This window comes from Rudaea sp. (assembly GCF_057139185.1).
Genome location: NZ_DBNHDN010000041.1, coordinates 1 through 21,729, shown reverse-complemented (window position 1 = coordinate 21,729; position 21,729 = coordinate 1). Strand labels below are relative to the sequence as shown.

22 protein-coding genes and 1 tRNA gene are annotated in these 21,729 nt (G+C 63.8%); 19 read left to right on the top strand and 4 right to left on the bottom strand.

The features are described from left to right. Window positions 1-521, bottom strand: a 521-nt coding sequence (locus AC16HO_RS14060) for a response regulator (protein WP_484335558.1), incomplete at its 3' end; no start/stop codon positions are given. Then, window positions 518-1,678, bottom strand: a complete 1,161-nt coding sequence (locus tag AC16HO_RS14055; protein ID WP_395643455.1) for a sensor histidine kinase — start codon at window positions 1,676-1,678, stop codon at window positions 518-520. The genes AC16HO_RS14060 and AC16HO_RS14055, both read right to left, overlap by 4 nt. A 260-nt stretch (window positions 1,679-1,938) precedes the next feature. Here AC16HO_RS14055 and AC16HO_RS14050 point away from each other — a divergent pair, with 260 nt between their 5' ends. From AC16HO_RS14050 to AC16HO_RS14025, 6 genes are all read left to right on the top strand, one after another. Next, window positions 1,939-2,538, top strand: coding sequence for a GNAT family N-acetyltransferase (locus tag AC16HO_RS14050; RefSeq protein WP_395643454.1), 600 nt, complete (start codon window positions 1,939-1,941; stop codon window positions 2,536-2,538). 26 nt (window positions 2,539-2,564) lie between these two features. Next, on the top strand, window positions 2,565-3,338 hold the full coding sequence (gene minC, locus AC16HO_RS14045) for a septum site-determining protein MinC (protein ID WP_395643453.1): 774 nt from the start codon (window positions 2,565-2,567) through the stop codon (window positions 3,336-3,338). A gap of 98 nt (window positions 3,339-3,436) precedes the next feature. Continuing rightward, window positions 3,437-4,249, top strand: coding sequence for a septum site-determining protein MinD (gene minD / locus AC16HO_RS14040; RefSeq protein WP_395643452.1), 813 nt, complete (start codon window positions 3,437-3,439; stop codon window positions 4,247-4,249). A gap of 2 nt (window positions 4,250-4,251) precedes the next feature. Continuing rightward, entirely contained in the window at window positions 4,252-4,533 is a 282-nt protein-coding gene (gene minE, locus AC16HO_RS14035; RefSeq protein WP_395643451.1) for a cell division topological specificity factor MinE, read from the top strand. A 124-nt stretch (window positions 4,534-4,657) separates the two neighbouring features. After that, window positions 4,658-5,158: a hypothetical protein gene (locus AC16HO_RS14030; protein ID WP_395643450.1), complete on the top strand. Its 501-nt coding sequence runs from the start codon at window positions 4,658-4,660 to the stop codon at window positions 5,156-5,158. Beyond that, window positions 5,155-5,781, top strand: a complete 627-nt coding sequence (locus AC16HO_RS14025; protein ID WP_395643449.1) for a YbhB/YbcL family Raf kinase inhibitor-like protein — start codon at window positions 5,155-5,157, stop codon at window positions 5,779-5,781. Before AC16HO_RS14030 ends, AC16HO_RS14025 begins: the two co-directional genes overlap by 4 nt. A 10-nt stretch (window positions 5,782-5,791) precedes the next feature. Here the strand turns inward: AC16HO_RS14025 and AC16HO_RS14020 are convergent, their stop codons facing one another. Beyond that, on the bottom strand, window positions 5,792-7,090 hold the full coding sequence (locus tag AC16HO_RS14020) for a multidrug effflux MFS transporter (RefSeq protein ID WP_395643448.1): 1,299 nt from the start codon (window positions 7,088-7,090) through the stop codon (window positions 5,792-5,794). Between the two features lie 145 nt (window positions 7,091-7,235). Between AC16HO_RS14020 and ppx the strand changes: the two genes are divergently transcribed. From ppx to AC16HO_RS14005, 3 genes are all read left to right on the top strand, one after another. Continuing rightward, window positions 7,236-8,768 carry an exopolyphosphatase gene (gene ppx, locus AC16HO_RS14015; protein WP_395643447.1) on the top strand — a complete coding sequence of 511 codons (1,533 nt, stop codon included), beginning with the start codon at window positions 7,236-7,238 and terminating at the stop codon, window positions 8,766-8,768. 77 nt (window positions 8,769-8,845) lie between these two features. Then, on the top strand, window positions 8,846-9,523 hold the full coding sequence (locus tag AC16HO_RS14010; RefSeq protein WP_395643446.1) for a peptidylprolyl isomerase: 678 nt from the start codon (window positions 8,846-8,848) through the stop codon (window positions 9,521-9,523). A 58-nt stretch (window positions 9,524-9,581) separates the two neighbouring features. Further along, window positions 9,582-10,271 carry a UDP-2,3-diacylglucosamine diphosphatase gene (locus tag AC16HO_RS14005; RefSeq protein WP_395643445.1) on the top strand — a complete coding sequence of 230 codons (690 nt, stop codon included), beginning with the start codon at window positions 9,582-9,584 and terminating at the stop codon, window positions 10,269-10,271. Window positions 10,272-10,394: 123 nt separating this feature from the next. Here the strand turns inward: AC16HO_RS14005 and AC16HO_RS14000 are convergent, their stop codons facing one another. Continuing rightward, window positions 10,395-13,286 (bottom strand): DUF1631 family protein, encoded by a 2,892-nt coding sequence (locus tag AC16HO_RS14000; RefSeq protein ID WP_395643444.1) that lies wholly within the window; start codon window positions 13,284-13,286, stop codon window positions 10,395-10,397. Between the two features lie 303 nt (window positions 13,287-13,589). On the opposite strand from AC16HO_RS14000, the gene AC16HO_RS13995 reads away from it, so the two are divergent. The 10 genes from AC16HO_RS13995 (at window position 13,590) to AC16HO_RS13950 (ending at window position 21,639) form a co-directional block, all read left to right on the top strand. Beyond that, a complete protein-coding gene (locus tag AC16HO_RS13995) occupies window positions 13,590-13,772 on the top strand; it encodes a hypothetical protein (protein ID WP_395643443.1) in 183 nt (60 codons plus the stop codon). A 207-nt stretch (window positions 13,773-13,979) separates the two neighbouring features. Then, on the top strand, window positions 13,980-15,071 hold the full coding sequence (locus AC16HO_RS13990; protein WP_395643442.1) for a glycosyltransferase: 1,092 nt from the start codon (window positions 13,980-13,982) through the stop codon (window positions 15,069-15,071). 397 nt (window positions 15,072-15,468) lie between these two features. Beyond that, on the top strand, window positions 15,469-17,625 hold the full coding sequence (fusA, locus tag AC16HO_RS13985) for an elongation factor G (RefSeq protein WP_395643441.1): 2,157 nt from the start codon (window positions 15,469-15,471) through the stop codon (window positions 17,623-17,625). A gap of 141 nt (window positions 17,626-17,766) precedes the next feature. Further along, the gene (locus AC16HO_RS13980; protein WP_395643440.1) at window positions 17,767-18,483 is read left to right on the top strand and encodes a YebC/PmpR family DNA-binding transcriptional regulator; all 717 of its coding nucleotides are present in this window, start codon (window positions 17,767-17,769) and stop codon (window positions 18,481-18,483) included. 100 nt (window positions 18,484-18,583) lie between these two features. Further along, window positions 18,584-18,660, top strand: a tRNA-Arg gene (locus tag AC16HO_RS13975). Between the two features lie 100 nt (window positions 18,661-18,760). After that, a complete protein-coding gene (locus tag AC16HO_RS13970; protein WP_395643439.1) occupies window positions 18,761-19,816 on the top strand; it encodes a tyrosine-type recombinase/integrase in 1,056 nt (351 codons plus the stop codon). Window positions 19,817-19,950: 134 nt separating this feature from the next. Beyond that, a complete protein-coding gene (locus AC16HO_RS13965) occupies window positions 19,951-20,562 on the top strand; it encodes a hypothetical protein (RefSeq protein WP_395643438.1) in 612 nt (203 codons plus the stop codon). A gap of 47 nt (window positions 20,563-20,609) precedes the next feature. Beyond that, window positions 20,610-20,849 carry a hypothetical protein gene (locus tag AC16HO_RS13960; protein WP_395643437.1) on the top strand — a complete coding sequence of 80 codons (240 nt, stop codon included), beginning with the start codon at window positions 20,610-20,612 and terminating at the stop codon, window positions 20,847-20,849. Beyond that, the gene (locus tag AC16HO_RS13955) at window positions 20,846-21,376 is read left to right on the top strand and encodes a hypothetical protein (RefSeq protein ID WP_395643436.1); all 531 of its coding nucleotides are present in this window, start codon (window positions 20,846-20,848) and stop codon (window positions 21,374-21,376) included. The genes AC16HO_RS13960 and AC16HO_RS13955 overlap by 4 nt, the downstream gene beginning before the upstream one ends. Continuing rightward, window positions 21,373-21,639 (top strand): hypothetical protein, encoded by a 267-nt coding sequence (locus AC16HO_RS13950; protein ID WP_395643435.1) that lies wholly within the window; start codon window positions 21,373-21,375, stop codon window positions 21,637-21,639. The genes AC16HO_RS13955 and AC16HO_RS13950 overlap by 4 nt, the downstream gene beginning before the upstream one ends. The last annotated feature ends 90 nt before the right edge of the window (window positions 21,640-21,729 follow it).

The following is a 21,729-nucleotide window of genomic DNA, read 5'->3' as shown; positions in this document are numbered from 1 at the left end:
GCCATCAGGCGCAGGATCTCGGTCTCGCGGTCGGTCAGCGGATCCGGGCGTTCGAGGCTGACGAAATCGTTCTGCATGCGCTCCAGACCCGAGAGCAGCCGCTGGGTGACCACCGGCGCGACCAGTGAGCCCCCACCTGCCACGGTCTTCACCGCATCGACGAGTTGTTCCAGCGAGACATCCTTGAGCAGGTAGCCGCGTGCTCCAGCCTTGAGCCCGGCGAGCACGAGCTGGTCGTCGTCGAACGTGGTCAGGATGATCGTCGGCGGAAGTTCGTTTTTCGCCGCGAGTGCGTTGAGTACGTCGAGCCCCGACATGCCCGGCATGCGCATGTCGAGCAGGACGACGTCGGGCTTGGCCTGCGGTATCGTCACGACGGCTTGGTTGCCGTCGCCGGCTTCGGCGATCACCGCTATGTCGTCGGACAATTCGAGCAGCGAGCGTATGCCCTGGCGCACCAAGGTCTGGTCGTCGACCAGGCATACACCGATCTTGTCCGATACCGGTTTCGTCGTTGTCATCGTGCGGCCTCCAGCGGCAGCCAGGCGTCCAGGGCAAAGCCGCGATCGAGATGGGTGTCGATGTTCAGGCGCCCGCCGACCTGGGCGAGGCGCTCGCGCATACCGGTCAGACCGTTGCCCTGCTTGAATCCGGCCGCGCCGCGGCCATCGTCGCGCGCATGGATCGCCAGTTCATTTTTTTCCGTACGCTCGCAGCGCAACCACAGGTTGTTCGCGCCCGCGTGCTTGACGGTGTTGGTTATGATTTCCTGTGCGCAGCGCAGCAGCACTTGCGCGCGCAGCGGATCGTCGACCGCGAAACGTGGCGGCAGGTCGAGATGGATGGTCAGACCCGGCACGCCGTCGACCAGCGTCTTCAGCGCGGCCGAAAGATCGATCGTGTCGCCTTCGCGCAGCTGGCTGACGACTTCGCGCACGTCCGCGAGGAGCAGCTTGGCGACGGTCTGCGCCTGACGCACATGCTCCTGCGCAGTGCCGTGGACAAGGTGGCTGGCGACTTCGAGGTTGAGGCTCAGTGCGGTCAGGTGATGGCCGACCAGGTCGTGCAGCTCACGCGAGATGCGCATGCGCTCGCTCATGCGGCTCGATTCGGTCAGCAGCGTGCGCGTTGCGCGCAGTTCGGAGTTGAGGCGGCGCAATTCCTCGCGCGAATCGGCCTGCTGCTTGGCGACGAGCGAACTGACGAAGGCGACGCAGGAAAAACCCACATACATCGCGCACTGCAGAAACGCTTCAAACCAGGAAAATTTGTACTCCGGGTCGATCAGGTGCACGTACAGCGGCGCCATCGAAAAATTCTGCAGCACGAGCCAGGCCACGCCGAGCTCGACGGGCAACAACCAAGGCAGGATGACCGCGATCACCATGAGCAGCATCGACGCCAGCGAGGGCGAGCCGAAATAACCCACAGCCATTGCCATCGCGTAGAGCAACAACAGCATGGGCAGGCGCGACAACCAGGAACGGCGTGCACCCATATTCCCGGTCGCCAGCCAATAGGCCACGCCGAACACGGCATAGGCGGTGATCCAGCCGACACGGTTGCCGACCACGATCGGGCCGTTGCCGACGAGCAGGATCGGGATGCCCACGCTCACGTAAGTGACGAGCCCCGCATAACGGAGCAGGCGGACATGGTTGAAATGCTGCACCTTCATGCGTGCATCATAGAACGCGGCGGCGTGGCCGCACCATGCCGGAAGTCAGTAAGTGAACCGGGGGAGCATGCGGAGAACGGCGCGCGCAAAGCACGGCTTGCGCCGACACTCACTGTGCTCTGCGCCGCCCACCGCCCGCCTCTCACGGCCCTTTAACGAAAAAGCCCGCGCCGCGTCATGGCCCAAGCCGGCGACGCATGCAATAATACGTGCCATTCAGCGCGCCATCGAAGCGCGCCTTGTCCACGGAGCACGTCCGCATGAGCATCACCATTCGCGACGTTCGCGAGCATGAGCTGGATTCGATCCTCGCGCTCAACAACGCCGCAGGTTCCACGATCTTGCCGCTGGACGCGGCCGGCGTGCGCAAATTCCACGACGAAGCGGCCTATTTCCGCGTAGCCGAAGCCGAGGACCACCTGGCCGGCTTCCTCATCGGCTTGCGCGAAAACGCCGCCTACGCCAGCGACAACTTCCGCTGGTTCCGCGAGCGCTATCCACAGTTCCTCTACATCGACCGCATCGTCATCGCGCGCCCGTACCGCGGCCTCGGCCTCGGCCGCATCTTCTACGCCGACGTGACCAGCTTCGCCGAAGTGCGCGTGCCGCTGCTCGCCTGCGAGGTCTTCCTCGAACCGCGCGATGACGTGGCCGTGCTGTTCCATGGCACCTACGGCTTCCGCGAAGTCGGGCAGCGCAACATGGCCAGCGTGTCGCGGCACGTTTCGCTGCTCGCCAAGGAATTGTGCAGCTTCGAGTTCGTGCGCCAGGAATATCTCGAAGCCGGCGGCCTGCCGAACCAGGCCTGGCTCGCAGGCCGAACACACGGTATTCCCGCGCCGCAAGCGCGCATCGCCTGAGCCTTCACGGAACGAGTCCCCCTTCGATGCGAGCGACGATAGCGGCCGCCGAGCCGATTCTCGAGTTGAAATTCGGCCAGGTCGGCATCGCCAACCTGCGTCTCGACCTCAACGATCCCGCCGCCGTGCGCGCCGAGATCGAACAGAAGGTCGCTGCCGCGCCACAGCTGTTCGCACGCGCCCCGGTCATCCTCGATCTCAGCCGCCTGCCGCAATTGCCGACCCCGACGCAGGCACGAGCGTTGCTCGATGCAATCCGCGCCGGCGGCATGTTGCCGGTCGGTCTGTCCTACAGCACCAGCGAGAACGAACTGCTCGCGAAGGAGCTCGGACTTCCTCTGCTGGCGAAGTTCCGCGCGGTGTACGAGCGGCAGAATACTGCCGCCACGATGCCCGCCCCGAGCCGGCCGCCAGCGATCGCCGCCGTCGAGCCGCCGCCCGCGCCCGCGGCGGTGCCGACCGCAGGCGCCTCCAATCTGCGCCACGCCAAGGCCGTGCGCTCCGGCCAGCAGGTCTACGCGCGCGGGCGTGACTTGGTCGTCAACGCCATGGTCGGCAACGGCGCCGAGGTGATCGCCGATGGTTCGATCCACATCTACGGCCGCCTGTCCGGTCGTGCGCTGGCCGGCGCCCAGGGCGATGCGACGGCACGCATCTATTGCATGGACTTCCAGGCCGAACTGATCTCGATTGCCGGCCGCTACCGCGTGTTCGAGGACCTGCCCGCCGAACTGCGCGGCAAGCCCGTGCAGGCCTGGCTCGATGGAGAGAAGTTGCTGATCGAAGCGCTGGCGCAGTGACTGCGGCGCGCTTCTAGGCCGTCATTCCGGCACAGCCCGGAACGACGGGAAAAAGACAAATCCGTGTTATGGCGTTGTATACAAATGGAGATGGTACGTTGACCGAAAACATCGTGGTGACATCCGGCAAGGGCGGCGTCGGCAAGACGACGACGAGCGCATCGATCGCAGTCGGCCTGGCCAGGCGCGGCAAGAAGGTCGCGGTGATCGACTTCGACGTCGGCCTGCGCAATCTCGACCTGATCATGGGTTGCGAGCGTCGCGTGGTCTACGACTTCGTCAACGTCATCCACAACGAATGCACGCTCAAGCAGGCGTTGATAAAGGACAAACGCCACGAAACCCTGTACGTGCTCGCCGCTTCGCAGACACGCGACAAGGACGCGCTCACCCAGGAGGGCGTGCAACGCGTGCTCGACGAGCTCGCCGCCGACGAATTCGACTACGTCGTCTGCGACTCGCCGGCCGGCATCGAGAAAGGCGCCTTCCTCGCCATGTACTTCGCCGACCGCGCGATCGTCGTGGTCAACCCGGAAGTCTCCTCGGTGCGCGACTCCGATCGCATCCTCGGCCTGCTTTCCTCGAAGACGCGCCGCGCCGAACAAGGCAACGGCAAGGTGCAGGAGCACCTGCTGCTGACGCGCTACAACCCTGCGCGCGTCGCCGCCGGCGACATGATGAGCATAGCCGACGTCGAGGAAATCCTCGGCATCAAGGTCGTCGGCGTGATCCCCGAATCCGAAGGCGTGCTCGCCGCGTCGAACTCCGGCGTGCCGGTGATCCTCGACGAGGCCTCGAACGCCGGCCAGGCCTACGACGATGCCGTCGCCCGCCTGCTCGGCGACGAGCGCGCGCTGCGCTTCACCGAAGCGCCGAAGAAGGGCTTCTTCTCGCGCGTGTTCGGAGGCTAGCCATGGGCATCTTCGATTTCCTGCGCAAAGGTCCGCAGAACACCGCTTCGGTGGCCAAGAACCGCTTGACGATTCTGATCCAGGAAGAGCGCGACCGCAGCGGTCGCGGTGTGCCCGACTATCTGCCGCTGCTGCGCCGTGAGTTGCTCGAAGTGATCCGCAAGTTCGTCAACGTCGATGCCAACGCGATCGACGTGAAAACGCACAAGGACGGCGATCAGGACGTGCTCGAACTCTCGATCGCCCTGCCGGACAAGGCTTCGCCCATCGCCGGCCGCGCCTGAAAGGCAGAAGCTTTTGCCGCGGATTGCACGGATGACCACGGTTGGAGCAAGAGCATTTTGTGCGTTTCTTGATCCTGCTCATCCGCGCAATCCGTGGCTGAAAAATGTCTTTGCCTGCTGAAACGTGTTGAGGTTGGTCGACATCAATTGGAACGCCGCCGCAGCGCTGCTCGCGCGCCACGGCCTTGCGCTCGAGCGCATCGCCGACGGTGCGCCGATTCCCGGCAGCTACTGGGGCGAACCCGAAGCCGGCGTGATCGGAGTACGGGTCTACGCGCGAGTCGACACGCCTGTGCACTCGTTGCTGCACGAGGCCAGCCATTTGATCGTCCTGCCACCCGAACGCCGCGCGGCGATCCATACCGATGCCTCCGACTCGCAGGCCGAGGAAGACGCGACCTGCTACCTGCAAATCCTGCTCGCGGACGAACTGCCCGGCGTCGGCCGCGAGCGCCTCATGGACGACATGGACGCCTGGGGCTACACATTCCGCCTCGGCTCCACGCGCGCCTGGTTCGAGCGCGACGCCGAAGATGCGCGCGCGTGGCTGGTCGAGCGCGGGTTGCTTGCGCGGCCGACGCAGGCAACACTCCCCCTTCCTTCTTCGATCAAGGCCAGCCGATGAAACTCACGAGCAAAAGCTTCAACGATGGCGCACGCATCCCCGACGAATTCGCCTTCGGCGTGATCGATCCGAAGGCCCGCGTCGCGCTGGGCACGAACCACAATCCGCATCTCGCCTGGAGCGGCGCGCCGGCCGACACGAAGTCATTTGCCGTGATCTGCCACGACCCCGACGTACCGAGCCGCGGCGACGACGTCAACCAGGAAGGCCGCGAAGTGCCAGCGTCTCTGCCACGCGTGGACTTTTTCCACTGGCTGCTGTGGGACATCCCTGCTGCAGAGCACGAGATCGCCGCAGGCAGCCACAGCGACGGCGTGACCGCGCGCGGCAAGAACGGACCTGCGGCGGCGAACGGATGGCATCACGGCATCAACGACTACACCGGCTGGTTCGCGGGCGACGCGGACATGGGCGGCACGTACTACGGTTACGACGGTCCCTGCCCGCCGTGGAATGATTCCATCGTCCATCGCTACATGTTCACCGTCTACGCGCTCGACGTCGCGAAGCTGGACGTCACCGGCGAGCCGACCGGCACGAGCGTGCGCGCGGCGCTGCGAGGACACGTGCTCGCGCAAGCCGGCTTGAGCGGTAGCTACACGCTCAATCCGCGTCTGGTGTGAACCATGTCATTCAATCCGCGTTAGCTCCTGCGACCGCAATCACTGCGGCGTCACCGTCGATTTTTTCCGGGATGCGCCTGGCGATGTGCCGATACCAGCGCCAGCCGATCAAGCCGATCAGATAGAACGCGCTCGATGTGATCGCGAGACTGGGCGCGGAACGCGCGAGCAGTGGACCAAGTACCCCGGCGAGCAGCGCGCTGAACGTGAGCATGAGGAACGCCTGCACCGACGAAGCGCCGCCACGGTACGCCGGGAAGCGGTCGAGCACGAGCAGGTTCAGAGCGGGCGCGACGAGATTGACGCCGATCGCGCCGATCGCGATCGGCAGCACCGTCCATGGCACGCGCGCGGGCTGCACGGCGAACGCGGCCACGAGGTTGAGCAGCGAGGCGCCCAGCATGACGACGTAACCGGCGCCGACGAGCGTGCGCACCGGCACGCGACCGGCGAGGCGGCTGGTCAGCAACGCACCGAGCATCAAACCGCTGATCGCGGGCACGAACAGCCACGGGAAATGGTTCTGGTCGAGCTTGAGAATGCCGAGCACGAACGTCGGCGCGTTGGCGATATAGACGAAGAATCCGGCCGAGTTGAACGTCAGCGCGAGCGCGAGCGCGACGAACTGGTGGTCGGTGATGATGCCGCGATAGTTCGCGAACAGCGTGCCCGGCAGGAAGGCGACGCGACGGTCGCGCGCATGCGTCTCCGGCAGCACCGCGAGACACAGGCCGATCAACGCGAGCGTGAACAGGGCCAGCGCCCAGAACAGCGCATGCCAGCCGACCAGGCCGGCCGGAGGTGCGGCAAACGGGCGGCCATCCCAGGCAACGAGCCAGGCGCCGACGACCGGCGCGAGCGCCGGCGCGAGACCGAAGATCAGGCTGATCTGTGCCATGAGCTTCTGCGCGTGCGGGCCTTCGAAGCAGTCGCGCACGATCGCGCGGCCGACGATCATGCCGATGCCCGCACTCATGCCCTGCAGCGCACGGAACATGAGCAACGCCTGCATCGACGGCGCCAGTGCGCAGCCGACCGTGCCGGCGAAGAACACGACAAGCCCCACGAGGATGATCGCACGCCGCCCCCACGCGTCCGACATCGCGCCGACGAACAACGACAGCGCCGCGTAGGCGAACAGATACACGCTGATCGTCTGCTGCATCGCGACCGCGCCCGCATCGAAACGCCGCGCGATCGCCGGGAATGCCGGGAAGATGGCATCGATGCAGAACGGCCCGAGCATCGCCAGAGCGGCGAGCAGGCCCGCAAGCAAGCCGCGATGCGGGATCGGCGTAGGGGAATCCATAAGGAATGCGGCGCGGCTTTCGGCACGACTTGGTGCAGACGCCGAGCATGATACGCGCAAACCGACCGGCGCTGTCATATTTCGCTTGCGCGAGCCCGCTACGATTTGCGATCTTTTGCACGGGATGCTTGGTGGCGAAACAGACGTGAGCAACAGCCGCACTCAGAAAATCAGCAACGGCGAACTGCTCGCCGCCGTCGACTTGGGCTCGAACAGCTTCCATCTCGTCGTTGCGCGGTACGAGCACGGCGAGTTGCGCGTGATCGATCGCCTGCGCGACAGCGTGCGCATGGCCGCCGGCCTGCGTAGCGACGGCAGCCTCGATGACGCGCGCCGCGATCGCGCGCTCGCCTGTCTCGCGCGTTTCGGCCAGCGCTTGTCGGGTTTGCCGCGCGAGCGCGTGCGCGCGGTGGCGACCAACACCGTGCGCCGCCTCGCCGTGCCAGGCATGTTCCTCGGGCCCGCGGAAGAAGCGCTCGGCCATGCGATCGAAGTCGTCTCGGGTCGCGAGGAAGCGCGCCTGATCTATCTCGGCGTCGCCCACGGCATTCCCGAATCGGCCGAACGCCGCCTTGTCATCGACATCGGCGGCGGCAGCACCGAGTTCATCATCGGCCAACGCTTCGAGGCGCTGGAGAAGGAAAGCCTGCAGATGGGTTGCGTCGCGAGCACGATGCGCTTCTTCGACGACGGCAAGCTCAGCGCGAAGCGCTGGCAGCGCGCGCAGAGCGAAATTTCGGTCGAGTTGCAGCAGTTCGCCGCCGACTATCGCGCGCACGGCTGGAGCGAAACGATCGGATCGAGCGGCACGGCGAAGGCGATCGGCAACGTCGCCCAGGCCTGCGGTTGGAGCGAGACCGGAATCTCGCGCGTCGCTGTGGAAAAGATCCGTGACGCATTGCTCGCCGCCGGCAGCATCGACAAAATCCGCCTGCCCGGCCTGGCCGAGGATCGCGTCGGCGTGTTCGCCGGCGGCGTAGCCATCCTCGAGGCCGCGTTCGACGCGCTCGACATCCGCCAGATGCGCGTCTGCGAAACGGCGATGCGCGAAGGCCTGCTCTACGACATGGTCGGCCGCGCCGAGCACCGCGATCCGCGCATCGCGAGCATCGCCGCGCTCGCCCAGCGCTACGGCGTCGACCGCGCCCACAACTCGCGCGTAGAGGCAACCGCACTGGCGCTGTTCGACTCGATCGCAGTCGACTGGCAGCTCGGCCGAGACGAGCGCGACTGGTTGGTCTGGGCGGCACAGATCCACGAGATCGGCCTGGCGATCGCGCACAGCCAGCACCACATCCACGGCGCCTACATCGTGGAGAACTCCGATCTCGCCGGCTTCGCCCGCCACGAGCAGATCGTGCTCGCGATCATCCTGCGCTGCCACCGCCGCAAGCCCGACCAGAGCATCATCGACATCGCCCCCGAGCGCCTGCGCCGCTCGACCGCGCGCGTCACGGCGCTACTGCGCCTCGCCGTGCTGCTGCAGCGTGCGCGCAAGCCCGAGCCACTGCCGCCGCTGGCGCTCAAACTCGACGACAGAACCCTGCAACTGCGCCTGCCCGAGTCCTGGCTCGACGCGCATCCGCTGACGCGCACCGACCTCGACCAGGAGCGCGATTATCTCAAGCACCTCGACATCAAGCTGCAGGTCAGGACCAGCGAGAAGATCCCCGCCTGAACCGCCGTCGCGCGCGACTGTGCGCGCCCTCCGCGTCCGGCTATCATGACGGCCTTTCGCATCCGGAGTTTCCCGCAATGACCCGTTCTTTCCTGCTCGGCCTCGCCTTCCTTGCCGTCGCTCCGCTCGCGCTCGCCCAGGCGCCGGCCAAGCCGGCCGCACAGCCTGCGACCAAGCCCGCCGTGGCGAAACCCGCCGTCGCCGTTCCGGCGAACAAATCCGCCGCGCCCGCGCCGACGGCCGCAACTGCCGGCGAGGCCGTGTTGCACACCAGCCAGGGCGACATCACGATCGAGCTCAATGCGGAGAAGGCGCCGAAGTCGGTCGAGAATTTCGTCCAGTACGCGAAAGAGGGCTTCTACAACGGCACGGTGTTCCACCGCGTGATCCCCGGCTTCATGATCCAGGGTGGCGGCTACGCCAAGGACCTGCAGGAAAAGAAGACGCGCGCGCCGATCCGCAATGAGGCAAACAACGGCCTGTCCAACCTCAAGTACACCGTATCGATGGCGCGCACGCCCGACCCGCACTCGGCACGCGCGCAGTTCTTCATCAACCTCGTCGACAACAAGCGTCTGGACTACACCAGCGACACGAGTCCGGCCACCTGGGGCTACGCGGTGTTCGGCAAGGTGATCAAGGGTAGCGAGGTCGTCGACAAGATCGCCGCGATCCCGACCGGCGCCGCGGGTCCGTTTTCAAGCGACGTGCCGACGACACCGGTGACGATCGACAAGGTCGAACTGCTGCCGTAAGCCGCACTCGTTGCGCGGCCTTGTGCAGACACGCGAGACCGCGCACCGCGGACCCCCGATGCCCACCCTGTTCATTTCCGACCTGCATCTCGACCCGCAACGTCCGCATATCGTGGATTTGTATACCATCCTGCTCGCCGGCGAGGCGCGCGATGCGCACGCGCTCTACATACTCGGCGATCTGTTCGAAGTCTGGATCGGCGACGACAACGATACTGAACTGCCTGCACGCGTCGCCGCGGCCACACGCGCGCTGCGTGATTCGGGCGTGCCGGTGTACTTCATGCACGGCAACCGCGATTTCCTGCTCGGCGAAGACTACGCGGCCCGCGCCGGCATGACCCTGCTGGCCGATCCCGACGTGATCGAACTCGATGGCGAGCGCGTGTTGCTGACGCACGGCGACACGCTATGCACGGACGACGTCGAGTATCTGAAATTCCGCGCGCTCGTATGCGATCCGCGCTGGCAGCAACAGTTTCTCGCCAAGCCGCTCGGCGAACGTCGCGCTTTCGCCGCGCAGGCGCGCAGCGAAAGCCGCAGGCACACTTCCGCGGCGAAACCGGAGATCATGGACGTCAACCAAGACGCAGTCGCCGCAGCGATGCGCGCCCACGGCGTGCACAAACTGATCCACGGCCATACGCACCGACCGGCCACGCACACGTTCGATCTGGATGGCCGCAAGGCCGAGCGCATCGTTCTCGGCGACTGGTACGAACAGGACAGCGTGCTGCGCATCGGCTAGAGCGCACGCCTGACTGAGTCGCTGTACTCCGGCGCGAAGCGGACCTCCCGCACCGATGCCGCCGGATGATGGCGGCGCTCGCGAAAAGCTGCAGCCGGGCAGCCGGGCCCTGGCAGATCGGGTTCAGGTTCCGATGCTGGCGACGCCTTCGCGCAGCTTGTCGAACATCGATTGCATGGAGCGGTTGAACAGGGATTCGCGCGGAATGATGAAAGCGAGGCCGCTATCGATCAGGCCGTCCAACTCGGCCCTGTCCTCTTCACGCCACAGGGTACCGTCGGTCCTTACCAGAATGGTACGCCCGGTGAAGGAACCGATCCAGGAGACCTTGCCACGCCCGGCGCGGCTCGGTGCGCTGGTGGATTCCGATTGCGCGGTGGTTGCGGTCGCAGCGCCATCCTTGAACTCGATCCAGTCACCAACCGTCCAGCGCGCTGGAGTCGACTGGGGCAGTGGCTGTCTGGGGCCAGGAATGGGCGGCTGCGTCGAGGTCAATGCCGGAACCGTGCCTGCCGCGGACTCGTCGGCCTGCTCCGCCCCCGCGTGCAATGCCGCGACTGGGGAAGTCGGTCCACGCGTTTCGTCCGAAGGTGCAGGTTCCGAAGCAGTCAAGCCTTCCAGCCAGTTCCAGCTTGACGAAGGATCGGCGACGGTAATACCAATCCGGGTCTCGGCCCAACGTCGGAACGTTGCGATCCAGCTTGTGCGCGCTTCGACCGGCGCCGGACCTTCGGCCAGCACCCGGCTCCAGGCGCGCTCGATGCCGGGCCAGTCCTGCGCAAACTGTTCCTGCGTCCTGCCATCCGGTTTCGCCGTAAACAGGGCCGCCACCGCATCGAGCTGTCGATCCAGCCAGGATGCCTCATAGGACCGCTCGCCGAACTCCTCCCGGATCCGCACCTGATGATTGACCCAGAGCAGCGACAGCGCATGGTGCAATCCTTCCGGCATCACCTTGTCTTCGAACCGTTCGCGCATGCGTGCGGTCACGTCGAGACGGACCTGGTGGAGATGCTCGCGCGTGGACGAGGAGTTCGACTCCGGCTTCGTCTGCGCCGACGCGAGCAGGTTCACCTCCACCATCGGCGCCTGCACGGGCATGGGCTCGTTCGCTGCAACGGATGCGCACGCGACGCCGGATTGCGTGGTGAAAATGTCGACCGGCGTTGCCGGCTCGGCTGCCTGGACTTCCCGCGCCGGCAGCTCATCTTCAATCAACGCCGATACCTGATCGCGCTCGCGCTCGGCGGTGCGCTGCTCCAGCGCATCGGACCAGGCGCGAAACTTCGTCCACTCCTGCTCGACGAACGCGCGCGTGACGTCGTGCTGGCCCACGATGCGTCCGACCAGCGAATGCATTTTCAGCATTTTCTCGGCGAGCATCGGACTGTCTGGCGCACAACCCTTGCCGACCTCGGCCAGACGATCCATCAAAGCGCGCGCGGGATGCTCGGCATCGAAGAACATCTGCGGCTCGCTGAACGCCAGGCGCAGATACGGCAATTGCAGACGCGAAAGCAAGGCCTGTACTGCTGCCGGCAGCGCCTGGTCCTGCTGGATGAAGCCGAACATCATCGCAACCATGTCGATGACGTCCTCATGCTCGCCGAACACGATGTCAGGCATGTCGACATCCGCGGTTTCGACGTGCATCGGCACGCTGCCACGCGCATCCGCAACACCCTGGCGCGGGTGCATGCGCCTGCGCAACGATTGGCTTAGCTCGTTCTTGAGCTGGCCTGGATCCCAAATCGCTTCTTCCGGCTCGCCCAGCCAGGATGAAGGCAGCGCAGGCGACGGCAGGGATGCCAGTACTTCCATCAGGGTTTCCAACTCCAACGGGCGCGAGGCCGGGGCGGAGGCAACCGCACCCCATTCCGCAGCCATGCTCCGGTGCGCCGGCATTGCCTGCGCGTCGACGCCAGGAATCATCCGTCCGGCGGCTTGCGCCAACGACGCCGTATACCGCGCCACGCGCCGATGCTCAAGCAGGGCGCGAACGGAGGCGGTCAATCGTTCCTGCTCGACGACTTCGGCAAACTCCTGCCGTGCGCATGCGGGAACCGATGCAGCAGCAAACGGCGCCGGCATACCGGTGGCCGGCACAACCTGCTCGAGTCCGGGGACGGTTTCCAACCAGGATTGGTCATCCCACGTTTCGGTTGCCGCTGCCGGCAATGCCGTCCGCGGCGTTGGACGCGCGACGGACGAGCGCGGGGGCGACGACGGCGCCCAGGTCCAGCGCGGCGCAATCCCGCCCGCCACGAGAATCCGGTTCAATTCCTTGCAAACCGTATCGACCGCATTGATCACCACGCGATCAAACAACTTGAACACGATCAGCGCTACCTCGACCGGCAGGTTCTGCACCTCGTCGAGCGACTTCGCAAAGGTCTGCACGAGCAGATGGGGAGCAGCGGGTACTTCTTCCGATCTCACTTCGGCGCCCTTGCGCAAAAGTGCCAGGCGATGACACAACGGTGGCAGTTCCATGCGACACGAGGACAGGCCGCGCGCAACCGCGCTGTCGATGGCCAACTTGCGCTCGAGCGTGACCTCGTCGATCAGTGCAAACTCACCGCCCGGCGTTTGCTCGACGGCCGCACCGTCGGCGGAAACCAGACGCGGTCGGAATGCTCCCGGCGCCTGAGGTTTCAAGCTGTTCCACGCTTCGTCGATACGGTAGAACCAGCCTTCGAGCAGCGCATCGCGATTTTTGCGCAAGATGCGCATGCCTTCGAAAAATTGCTGGAACGAGGAGCCGGAACGATCGAAAAGGGTATCGTCGAGTTTTTCGAACAGCTGCGCCGACAGGGGACGGAGCATGTCGATCTGGGTCCGGCTCAGACGACTCCACCAATCCTGTTCCGAGCCGTGATCCTGATGCAGTCCGCCGGCGCCTCCGGCATGTTGCTGCCGATGGGAGGCCGGTGTGGAATCGACGCGGCAGGACTCGCGATCCGATTGATGGAATGCGGAGTCCGATGTTGGCGGACGATAGGGCTGGTACGTCATGGCTATATTTCCCCGGTGACCAGCCAAGCCCCCTGAAAACCTGGCGAGGTCACGTCAAAAAATCGGAAGCACGCCGATCATAGGGAACCAAGACCATTGTGAACGTGATGTCGTTCGCCGTTGCATCGAATGCAATCGATCGACTTGGCAGATCGCGCCCGCTTTCGCATCTCCGGCTTGGTCTACGTACGTGACGCAATTCACATATGCGCAATCTGGTAAGACGATGCATCGGAACGGTCGGCCGTTTCGAAGTCGGCAACGCCCACCTCCGTGCCGGGGGCGGGGGGATGCCGAATTTCCTTGACGGCACAAGTCGGTCAGCCATTCGCTGATCCGAGCTATTTCCGGGATTGGCCGGTTGGCGACGGCGGCACGACGAGAGCCGGAGCAACCACGGCCATCGACGGTTCGAATGGGCTGATACTGACCGAGGCCATCAGCGACCCCTCGACGTTGTTCGTCGGCCCGGCCCATTTCCACTGAAGATCCACGGACAACGGACGTCCACCCTTCGCGCCGCAGCCCCGGGGCGGGCCGAGCACGATTACCTTGGCGATGCACTCGAACCCCCCTGCGCAATCGGAGCGGCAGAGAGGATCGCAGCGTCACCTGCCGCATCTGCGGCAGGCGCATAGGCGACGATTGACATCGTTCGATGCCGAATGGAAACATCCTCCCCCTCATCAGCCGTTGAACATTGCTGTCGTGCGCGTCTGCCTTTCGATGATCGTCAAGAACGAAGCCTCCGTGATTGAGCGCTGCCTTGCTTCGGTACGCCCTTATGTACACTCGTGGGCGATCGCCGACACCGGGTCCGGCGACGGCACTCAGGACCTCGTGCGCCGCGCGATGGAGGGCGTGCCGGGCGAACTCATCGAGCGGCCTTGGGTCGACTTCGCCAGCAACCGCAACGAAGTGCTCGCGCTTGCGCGCAAGCACGGCGACTACGCGCTGATCATCGATGCCGACGAAGTGCTCGAGGCCGATGCCGGCTTCAAGTATCCGAAACTCGACGCGCCAGGCTACATGCTCGAACTCGTCTACGGCGATACGCGCTATCGCCGCGTCGCGTTGCCGCGCCTCGATCTAGACTGGGTCTGGCGTGGCGTATTGCACGAGGCGCTCAACTCGGCGCACGCAGCGCAGGCGCAATACCTGCCAGGCCTGCGCATCCGCGTGCATACCGACGGCGCGCGCAGCCAGCTGACCCAGCGCGAGAAATTCACGCGCGACGCCGAGGTGTTGCGCAAGGCACTCGAGGACGAGCCGGACAACGCGCGCTACACGTTCTATCTCGCGCAGAGCCTGCGCGATGCCGGCGATCTCAACGAATCGATCGCCGCCTACGAGGCACGTGTCGCGATGGGCGGCTGGGTCGAAGAAGTATACTTTTCCAAACTGCAGATCGCCGTACTCAAGGAACGCATCGGTGCCGCGCCCGCCGAGATCGCCTTCGCCTACCTAGACGCGTACGACTACCGTCCGACGCGCGCCGAGGCGGCATGCGAATTCGCGCGCTGGAATCGCCTGAACCGCCGCTTCGCAGTGGCCCGAGACTTCGCCCGCATCGCCGCGAACATGCCGCTGCCGAACGACGTGCTGTTCATCGATCGCCCGGTCTACGACTGGCGTGCACGCGACGAATTCGCCGTCGCGCTGTACTGGTGCGGCGAACGCAAGCAAAGCCTGCGTCTGTGCCGCGAACTGCTCGCCGACGCGCGCCTGCCGGCGGACCAGCGCGCGCGCGTGCAGCGCAATCTCGAGTTCGCGCTGGCCAAGTAACCTGGGCCGGACGCCAGGAGCCCGGCGCGCGCGACCACGGGTAAATTCCGGCTGCACCCAACGATGGAGCTTGCCCGCGAACTTGCCCGGGAAGCGCGGACTCGATCGGCGCCTCGGCCGGAGTCGGCATCGGCTATCGCTTCGCCGGCACTCGATCGCACCCAAAGCCGGGGGCAGTGACGCGCTTTCGCCGCACAAATTTCTGCCAAATCCGGTATAATCAGCGGGTTGTACGATTCGACAACCGCGATCGATGCGTCGCGCGCGGGATCTTTCGCCGCGCGACGTCAAACGACTTTCATCCGCCTTCGGCCTCCTTCCCCGGTTGCCGCGGGCCGTTGCATTTCCGAACACTCCGTACTTTCAATCTTCCAGTTCCAACCTTCGAGTTACCACCATGGCCCGCAACAAAGACATCAAGCTCTATCGCAACATCGGCATCATCGCGCACATCGACGCTGGCAAGACGACGACGACCGAGCGCATCCTCTACTACACCGGCAAGAAGCACCAGATCGTCGACGTGCACGACACGAAGGACGGCAAGGGCTCGACCACGACGGACTACATGGAGCAGGAGCGCAAGCGCGGCATCACGATCCAGTCCGCCGCGGTCTCGGCCGAGTGGAAGGGCTACCAGGTCAACGTCATCGACACCCCGGGACACGTCGACTTCACGATCGAGGTGAACCGCTCGCTGCGCGTACTCGACGGCGCGGTCGTCGTGTTCGACGGCGTTGCCGGCGTGGAGCCGCAGACCGAAACCAACTGGCGCCTCGCCGACCAGTACCGCGTGCCGCGCATGTGCTACATCAACAAGATGGACCGCACCGGCGCGAACTTCAAGAATGCCGTCGACGGCATCCGCAAGCGCCTCGGCGCAAATGCCGTGATCTGCGAAGTGCCGCTCGGCAGCCACGACGACTTCATCGGCATCGCCGACCTGATCGCCAACTGCGGCTACATCTGGCTCGGTAACGACAAGGACAGCCAGTGGGAGACGATCCCGCTGAACGAGATCGCCAACCATCCGAAAGTGAAGGCCTTCACCAACGCCGTCGACAAGGAATGGGTGGCGAACTTGGCGTCCCTGCGCGAAGCCAGCATCGAAAGCGCCGTCGAAATGGACGACGAAGCGATGGAAGCCTACCTGACGACCGGCGAAGCGCCGTCGCTGGAAAAGCTCAAGGAATGCATCCGCAAGGGCTGCGTGGCGAACAAGCTCGTGCCGATCTTCTGTGGCTCCTCCTACCGCAACAAGGGCGTGCAGCACCTGCTCGATGGCGTCATCGACTACATGCCATACCCGGGCGAAACCGGCGGCATTTCGATGGTCGATGTCGACGGCAACGTCGTCGGCGAGCAGGAGGTGCGTGACGATGCGCCGGCGCGCGCACTCGCGTTCAAGGTCATCAACGACCAGTTCGGCACGCTCACCTTCACCCGCGTCTACTCGGGCGTGATCAAGAAGGGCGACACCCTGCTCAACTCGACGCGCGACAAGAAAGAGCGTATCGGCCGCATCGTCGAAGTGCAGGCGAACGCGACCAAGGAAATCGATGAAGTGCGTGCCGGCGACATCTGCGCGTTCGTGTCGATGAAGGAAACCGAGACCGGCGACACGCTGTGCGATCCGGCCCAGCCCGTGTTGCTCGAGCGCATGCGCTTCCCCGACCCGGTCATCAGCGTCTCGGTCGAGCCGAAAAGCCGCAACGACGTCGACAAGATGTCGACGGCGCTCTACAAGATGGTCAAGGCCGACCCGTCCCTGCGCCTGGAAGTCGACAAGGAAACCGGCCAGACCGTGCTCAAGGGCATGGGCGAGCTGCACCTCGAGATCACCATCGACCGCATGCGCACCGAGCTCGGCGTCGAGGCCAACATGGGCCGTCCGAAGGTCAGCTTCCGCGAGAAGTTCGGCAACAAGGTGGAGCACACCTACACACACAAGAAGCAGTCCGGCGGTTCGGGCCAGTTCGCCGAAGTGAAGATGATCTTCGAGCCGGGCGAGCCCGGTACGGGTGTGGTGTTCGTCGACGAGATCGTCGGCGGCCGCATTCCGCGCGAGTTCATCCCCTCGGTCGAATTCGCGGTCAAGACGGAATCGCGCAAGGGCCAGATCGCCGGCTACGAGGTCGTCGACTTCAAGGCGCGCCTGATCGACGGCAAGTTCCATGACGTCGACTCGTCCGCGCTCGCGTTCGAAATCGCCGGCAAGGCCGCCTTCCGCGAAGCGCACAAGATGTCCAAGCCGAAGCTGCTCGAGCCGATGATGAAGCTCGAAGTCGTGACCGAAGCCGAGTTCCTTGGCGACGTGATTGGCGACATCAACCGCCGTCGCGGCACGGTCAGCGATCAGGGCCAGAAGGGCCCGCAGGCATTCGTCCAGGGCTACGTGCCGCTGGCCGAAATGTTCGGCTACATCAACTTCCTGCGCTCGGCCACGCGCGGTCGCGGCACCTTCACCATGGAGTTCGACAGCTACTCCGAGGTGCCGGCGAACCTCGTCGACAAGCTGATGGAAGACGAGAAGAAGGGCGACAAGGCCGCCTGATTTCCGTCCTGTTCGAAAGAAAGGCCGAGCCCAGCTCGGCCTTTCTTTTGTCCGCCATTCGTCTACCCCGAGCCCCGGGACGCAGGCAATCGCGGGCAGCGCTGATAAAATACCCACACCCGTCAATCTGCAGGTATCCCCATGGGCAGAGGCCCCAGCATCGAAGGCCGCAAGAACGCCGAAGACGCGCGCCGCGGCAAGATCTTCACCAAGCTGATCCGCGAGATCACGATCGCCGCGCGCCTGGGCGCCGATCCCGCGAGCAACGCACGCCTGCGCGCCGGCATCGACAAGGCGAAAGCCGTGAGCATGCCGAACGACACGATCGAGCGCGCGCTCAAGCGCGCGAGCGGCGCCGACGCCGCCGACCTGCATGAGCTGCGCTACGAAGGCTACGGCCCGGCTGGCGTCGCCCTGATCATCGACTGCATGACCGACAACCAGCAGCGCACCGTCGCCGACGTGCGCAGCGCGCTGACCAAGCACGGCGGCAATCTCGGCACCTCGGGCTCGGTCGCATTCCAGTTCAAGCGCCTTGGTGAACTCGTGTTCACCACGCCCGATGCCGCGGGTGAGGAGAAAGTCCTCGAAGTCGCGCTCGACGCAGGCGCCGATGACGTGCAGACCGAGAAGGGCCAAAGCACGGTGCTGTGCGCGCCGGAGAATTTCGAGGCGGTGAAAAAAGCACTGCTCACAGCGAAGCTCGAACCCACGCGCGCCGATATCGTCTGGCGTCCGGAAAACCGCGTCGCCGTTTCGGGTGAAGCCGAAGAAACCCTGCTCGACCTGCTCGACAAGCTTGAAGATCTCGACGATGTGCAGGAGGTCTACCACAACGCAGCGCTGAGTGAGGCCTGACCGGCATTGCCCCCTCACCCCGTGCCCTCTCCTCCAGCGATGAAGCTGTTGGGGGAGAGAGGAGTGGCGTCGCGCGCGATACGGTATTCTATTGGAGCGGGGCCCCGTAGCTCAGCTGGATAGAGCGTCCCCCTCCTAAGGGGAAGGTCGCACGTTCGAATCGTGTCGGGGCCGCCATATAAATCAATAACTTAACGAATTTCGCATCTTGGGCTATTGCGTACTTGGGACACTTTTGGGACAGTGATTCCCAATATTTGGCCGCGAGGTACGAAAAATGGCAGTTATCGAAAAGCGCGAAGGCGCAGAAAGCGCGTCCTACCGAGTCAAGCTGAGGCTTCGCGGCTACCCCGCTGCTAGCGCTACCTTCGATCGTCTGACCGACGCCAAGCGATGGGCTGCCGAGACTGAAACCGCGATCCGCGAGGGTCGCTATTTCCAGACAGTCGCCGCGAAGCGAATCACGCTCGCCGAACTGATCGACCGCTATCTGTCCGAATATCTGCCCTCCTCCGGCATTCGCACGAAACACAACACGCGCATGGCGCTGAACTTCTGGCGCGATGAACTCGGAGCGCACGTACTAGCCGATATCGACGCGGGGCGTATCGTCGCTACTCGCAGGCGATTGCTAGAGCGCTCGGGCAAAGGTGGCCGCAAGCTTGCCCCTGCATCCGCTAACAAGTATATGGCCGCCCTTCGCCATGTGTTCAATATTGGACGCCGCGCCTTCGCGATGAGGGTCGAGAATCCGTGTCGCGACATTCCCAAGCTGACGGAACCGCGCGGGCGTGTGCGATTCCTGAGCGACGACGAGCGCACCGCGCTGCTACGCGAGTGCAAGGCCCATAGCGCGGCACTGCATACCCTCGTCGTCTGCGCACTCGCCACAGGCGCGCGCAAGGGTGAATTACTCAATCTGCGTTGGCCTGACGTGGACATGCAGCGCGGTTTGATGACGTTTCATCAAACGAAGAACGGCGAACGTCGCACCGTCCCGGTTGTCGGCTTCGCGCGTGATCTACTGGTCGAGCAAGGCAAGGTTCGGCGGCTGGACGCCGACCTAGTGTTTTTCGGCGACACCGGCAAGCCGTTGGAAATTGGCAAGATGTTCACCGAAGCCTGCGCCCGCGCCCGCGTGGCTGATTTCCATTTTCATGACCTGAGGCATACGGCCGCAAGCTACATCGCCATGAACGGCGGTACGCTAGCCGAGATTGCAGAAGTGCTCGGGCACAAGACCCTGCAAATGGTACGGCGCTACACGCATTTGACCGAAGGGCACACGCGCGGCGTATTGGAGCGCATGAACAAAGCGGCCTTTGGGCAATAGCACCTATCGCAGCGATCGCGTCAAGATGCATTCGGGGCTGACTCGGACCATCGCAATTCGCTGGCCAGCCGAGCGCGGGGTCCCCTTACCTGCCGCCGTGGCGTTCTTTGAAGGGTACAGAGAAGGCGTGCAACATGATGAAAAAAAATTCTGACCGTGATGAATCGGGAATCGGACCGCATACATACGGCATCCCTGGTTTTCCCCAAGACTATTGGGAAACTGAAAGAAAACACGCAGACGAAGTAGCGAGAAAGTTTGTCGCGCATACAAACCGAGAGCTTGAGAAGGTAAGCGTTCAATCGGCAATGGAGGTTATGCCAAACTTAGTAAGCGCTGTATACAAACTTGACTTTTCCACGCTTCGCAGTGTGACGATCGAACAAATTCTTCGACATCTGATCGCACGCGAATTGCAAAAAGAACTGCTGAACAAATACGCTGCTCACTTGGACGGCTATGACGAAGAAGTAGAGAAGCGTGTTTCGCAGAGCAAAACGGAGCTTGCAAAACTCGGTGCCAAGGCGAAGTTGGCGCGTGACCCCAAGCAAATCGCGAAAGCCAAAGCGCATGAGCTATGGCTTGAGCGCTATGCTGGCAGGCATCCAAGGCTCCGTACAAACGAGCAATTCGCGACCGAGTGCATGCAGCGATGGCCAGAGTTAACTAGCTCCGCAGTGATAACTGGCTGGTGCACAAAATGGAACAAAGATGCCAAGAGCGAAAATCCCCAGCCTGCTAGCTAACTAGCCATCGTGCTAGCTGCCAGATAGCGGGACCCGTGTGCGTCGGCATGATCGCCCAACGTTTACAACGCGAGGCGATCATGCAAAACGATCCGCATTTCTTAACCGTGCTGGATGTGGCAAAAAAATTTCCGGCGTTCACAGAAGGCAGCCTTCGTTGGCTTCTCTTCAACCGTGAAGCCAATGGCTTTAACCGATGTGTCGTACGTATCGGCCGGCGCGTTCTGATCGACGAGGTTGAACTCGTTGCTTGGCTGCGTGACCACCGCGAGGTGCGAACCGCATGAGCGATTCGTCCGTGAAGGTCGCCTTGTGGCTGGCGCTTTACTCGGCGGATCACGATGCGCTGCGGCGGTCGATTTGGCCAATTCGTCGCGCACTTGAACGCCCAGAGCCGCCGGATCATCGAGCGATCGACTTAGGTCTATCGCGTACCCGCTTTTTGAGATTTTTCTCAGCGGCTTTGGCGAACGCGCAGCGCAACCTCCAGAAGTCGAATGAGGAGACTACATCGTTCGGCACGCAGATTACGTGCCGACTCGAATTGTTGGTTCTCGACGCGCTACGGGAAGCCCTAACCAGCTCGACCAAGCAAACCCCACCCGAAGGGTTGGCCGCAGACACGTGCGGGCGCAAGCGACTCGCTCGCGCCGATTTAGAAGCACTGCGCGCGATTTCTCTGGGTATCGAAGATGTGGCCGAACGGCTTAAGAACGCATCCGAACGGGCAAATGAAGAGAGGCAAACTTTTCTAGCTTTCGCAGCGACCACGGTCCGTAACGCGGTCCATAAATACAGGGAAGGCACCGCATGAATCAGGTCGCCGTTATTGATGCGCTCGCCCTACTTGAACTCGAAAAAATTAGAGTTGACGAGGCTGCTGCTCTCGCGGGAATAACGACTGCCGAACTTGCGGCGAAGCTCGATGATTATGAGATCGTTTCGGCTATTTGCGCGCGTGCCACACAGATGCGCCTCGACGGTGAAGCGTTGGAACTCACAGCCTTATCCATGATGCCTTCGGCAATCGAACGGCTACGTGACCTGCCGGGTTTTCTCGGACCACGGATTAGTTGAGAGTGGCCCCCGGGTTGGTTGATGGTTTTTGCTTTCGCTGTTGCTTCTGCAGAATCTTATTCTGCTGCTCTGGATCTTGCTGCTTGAACA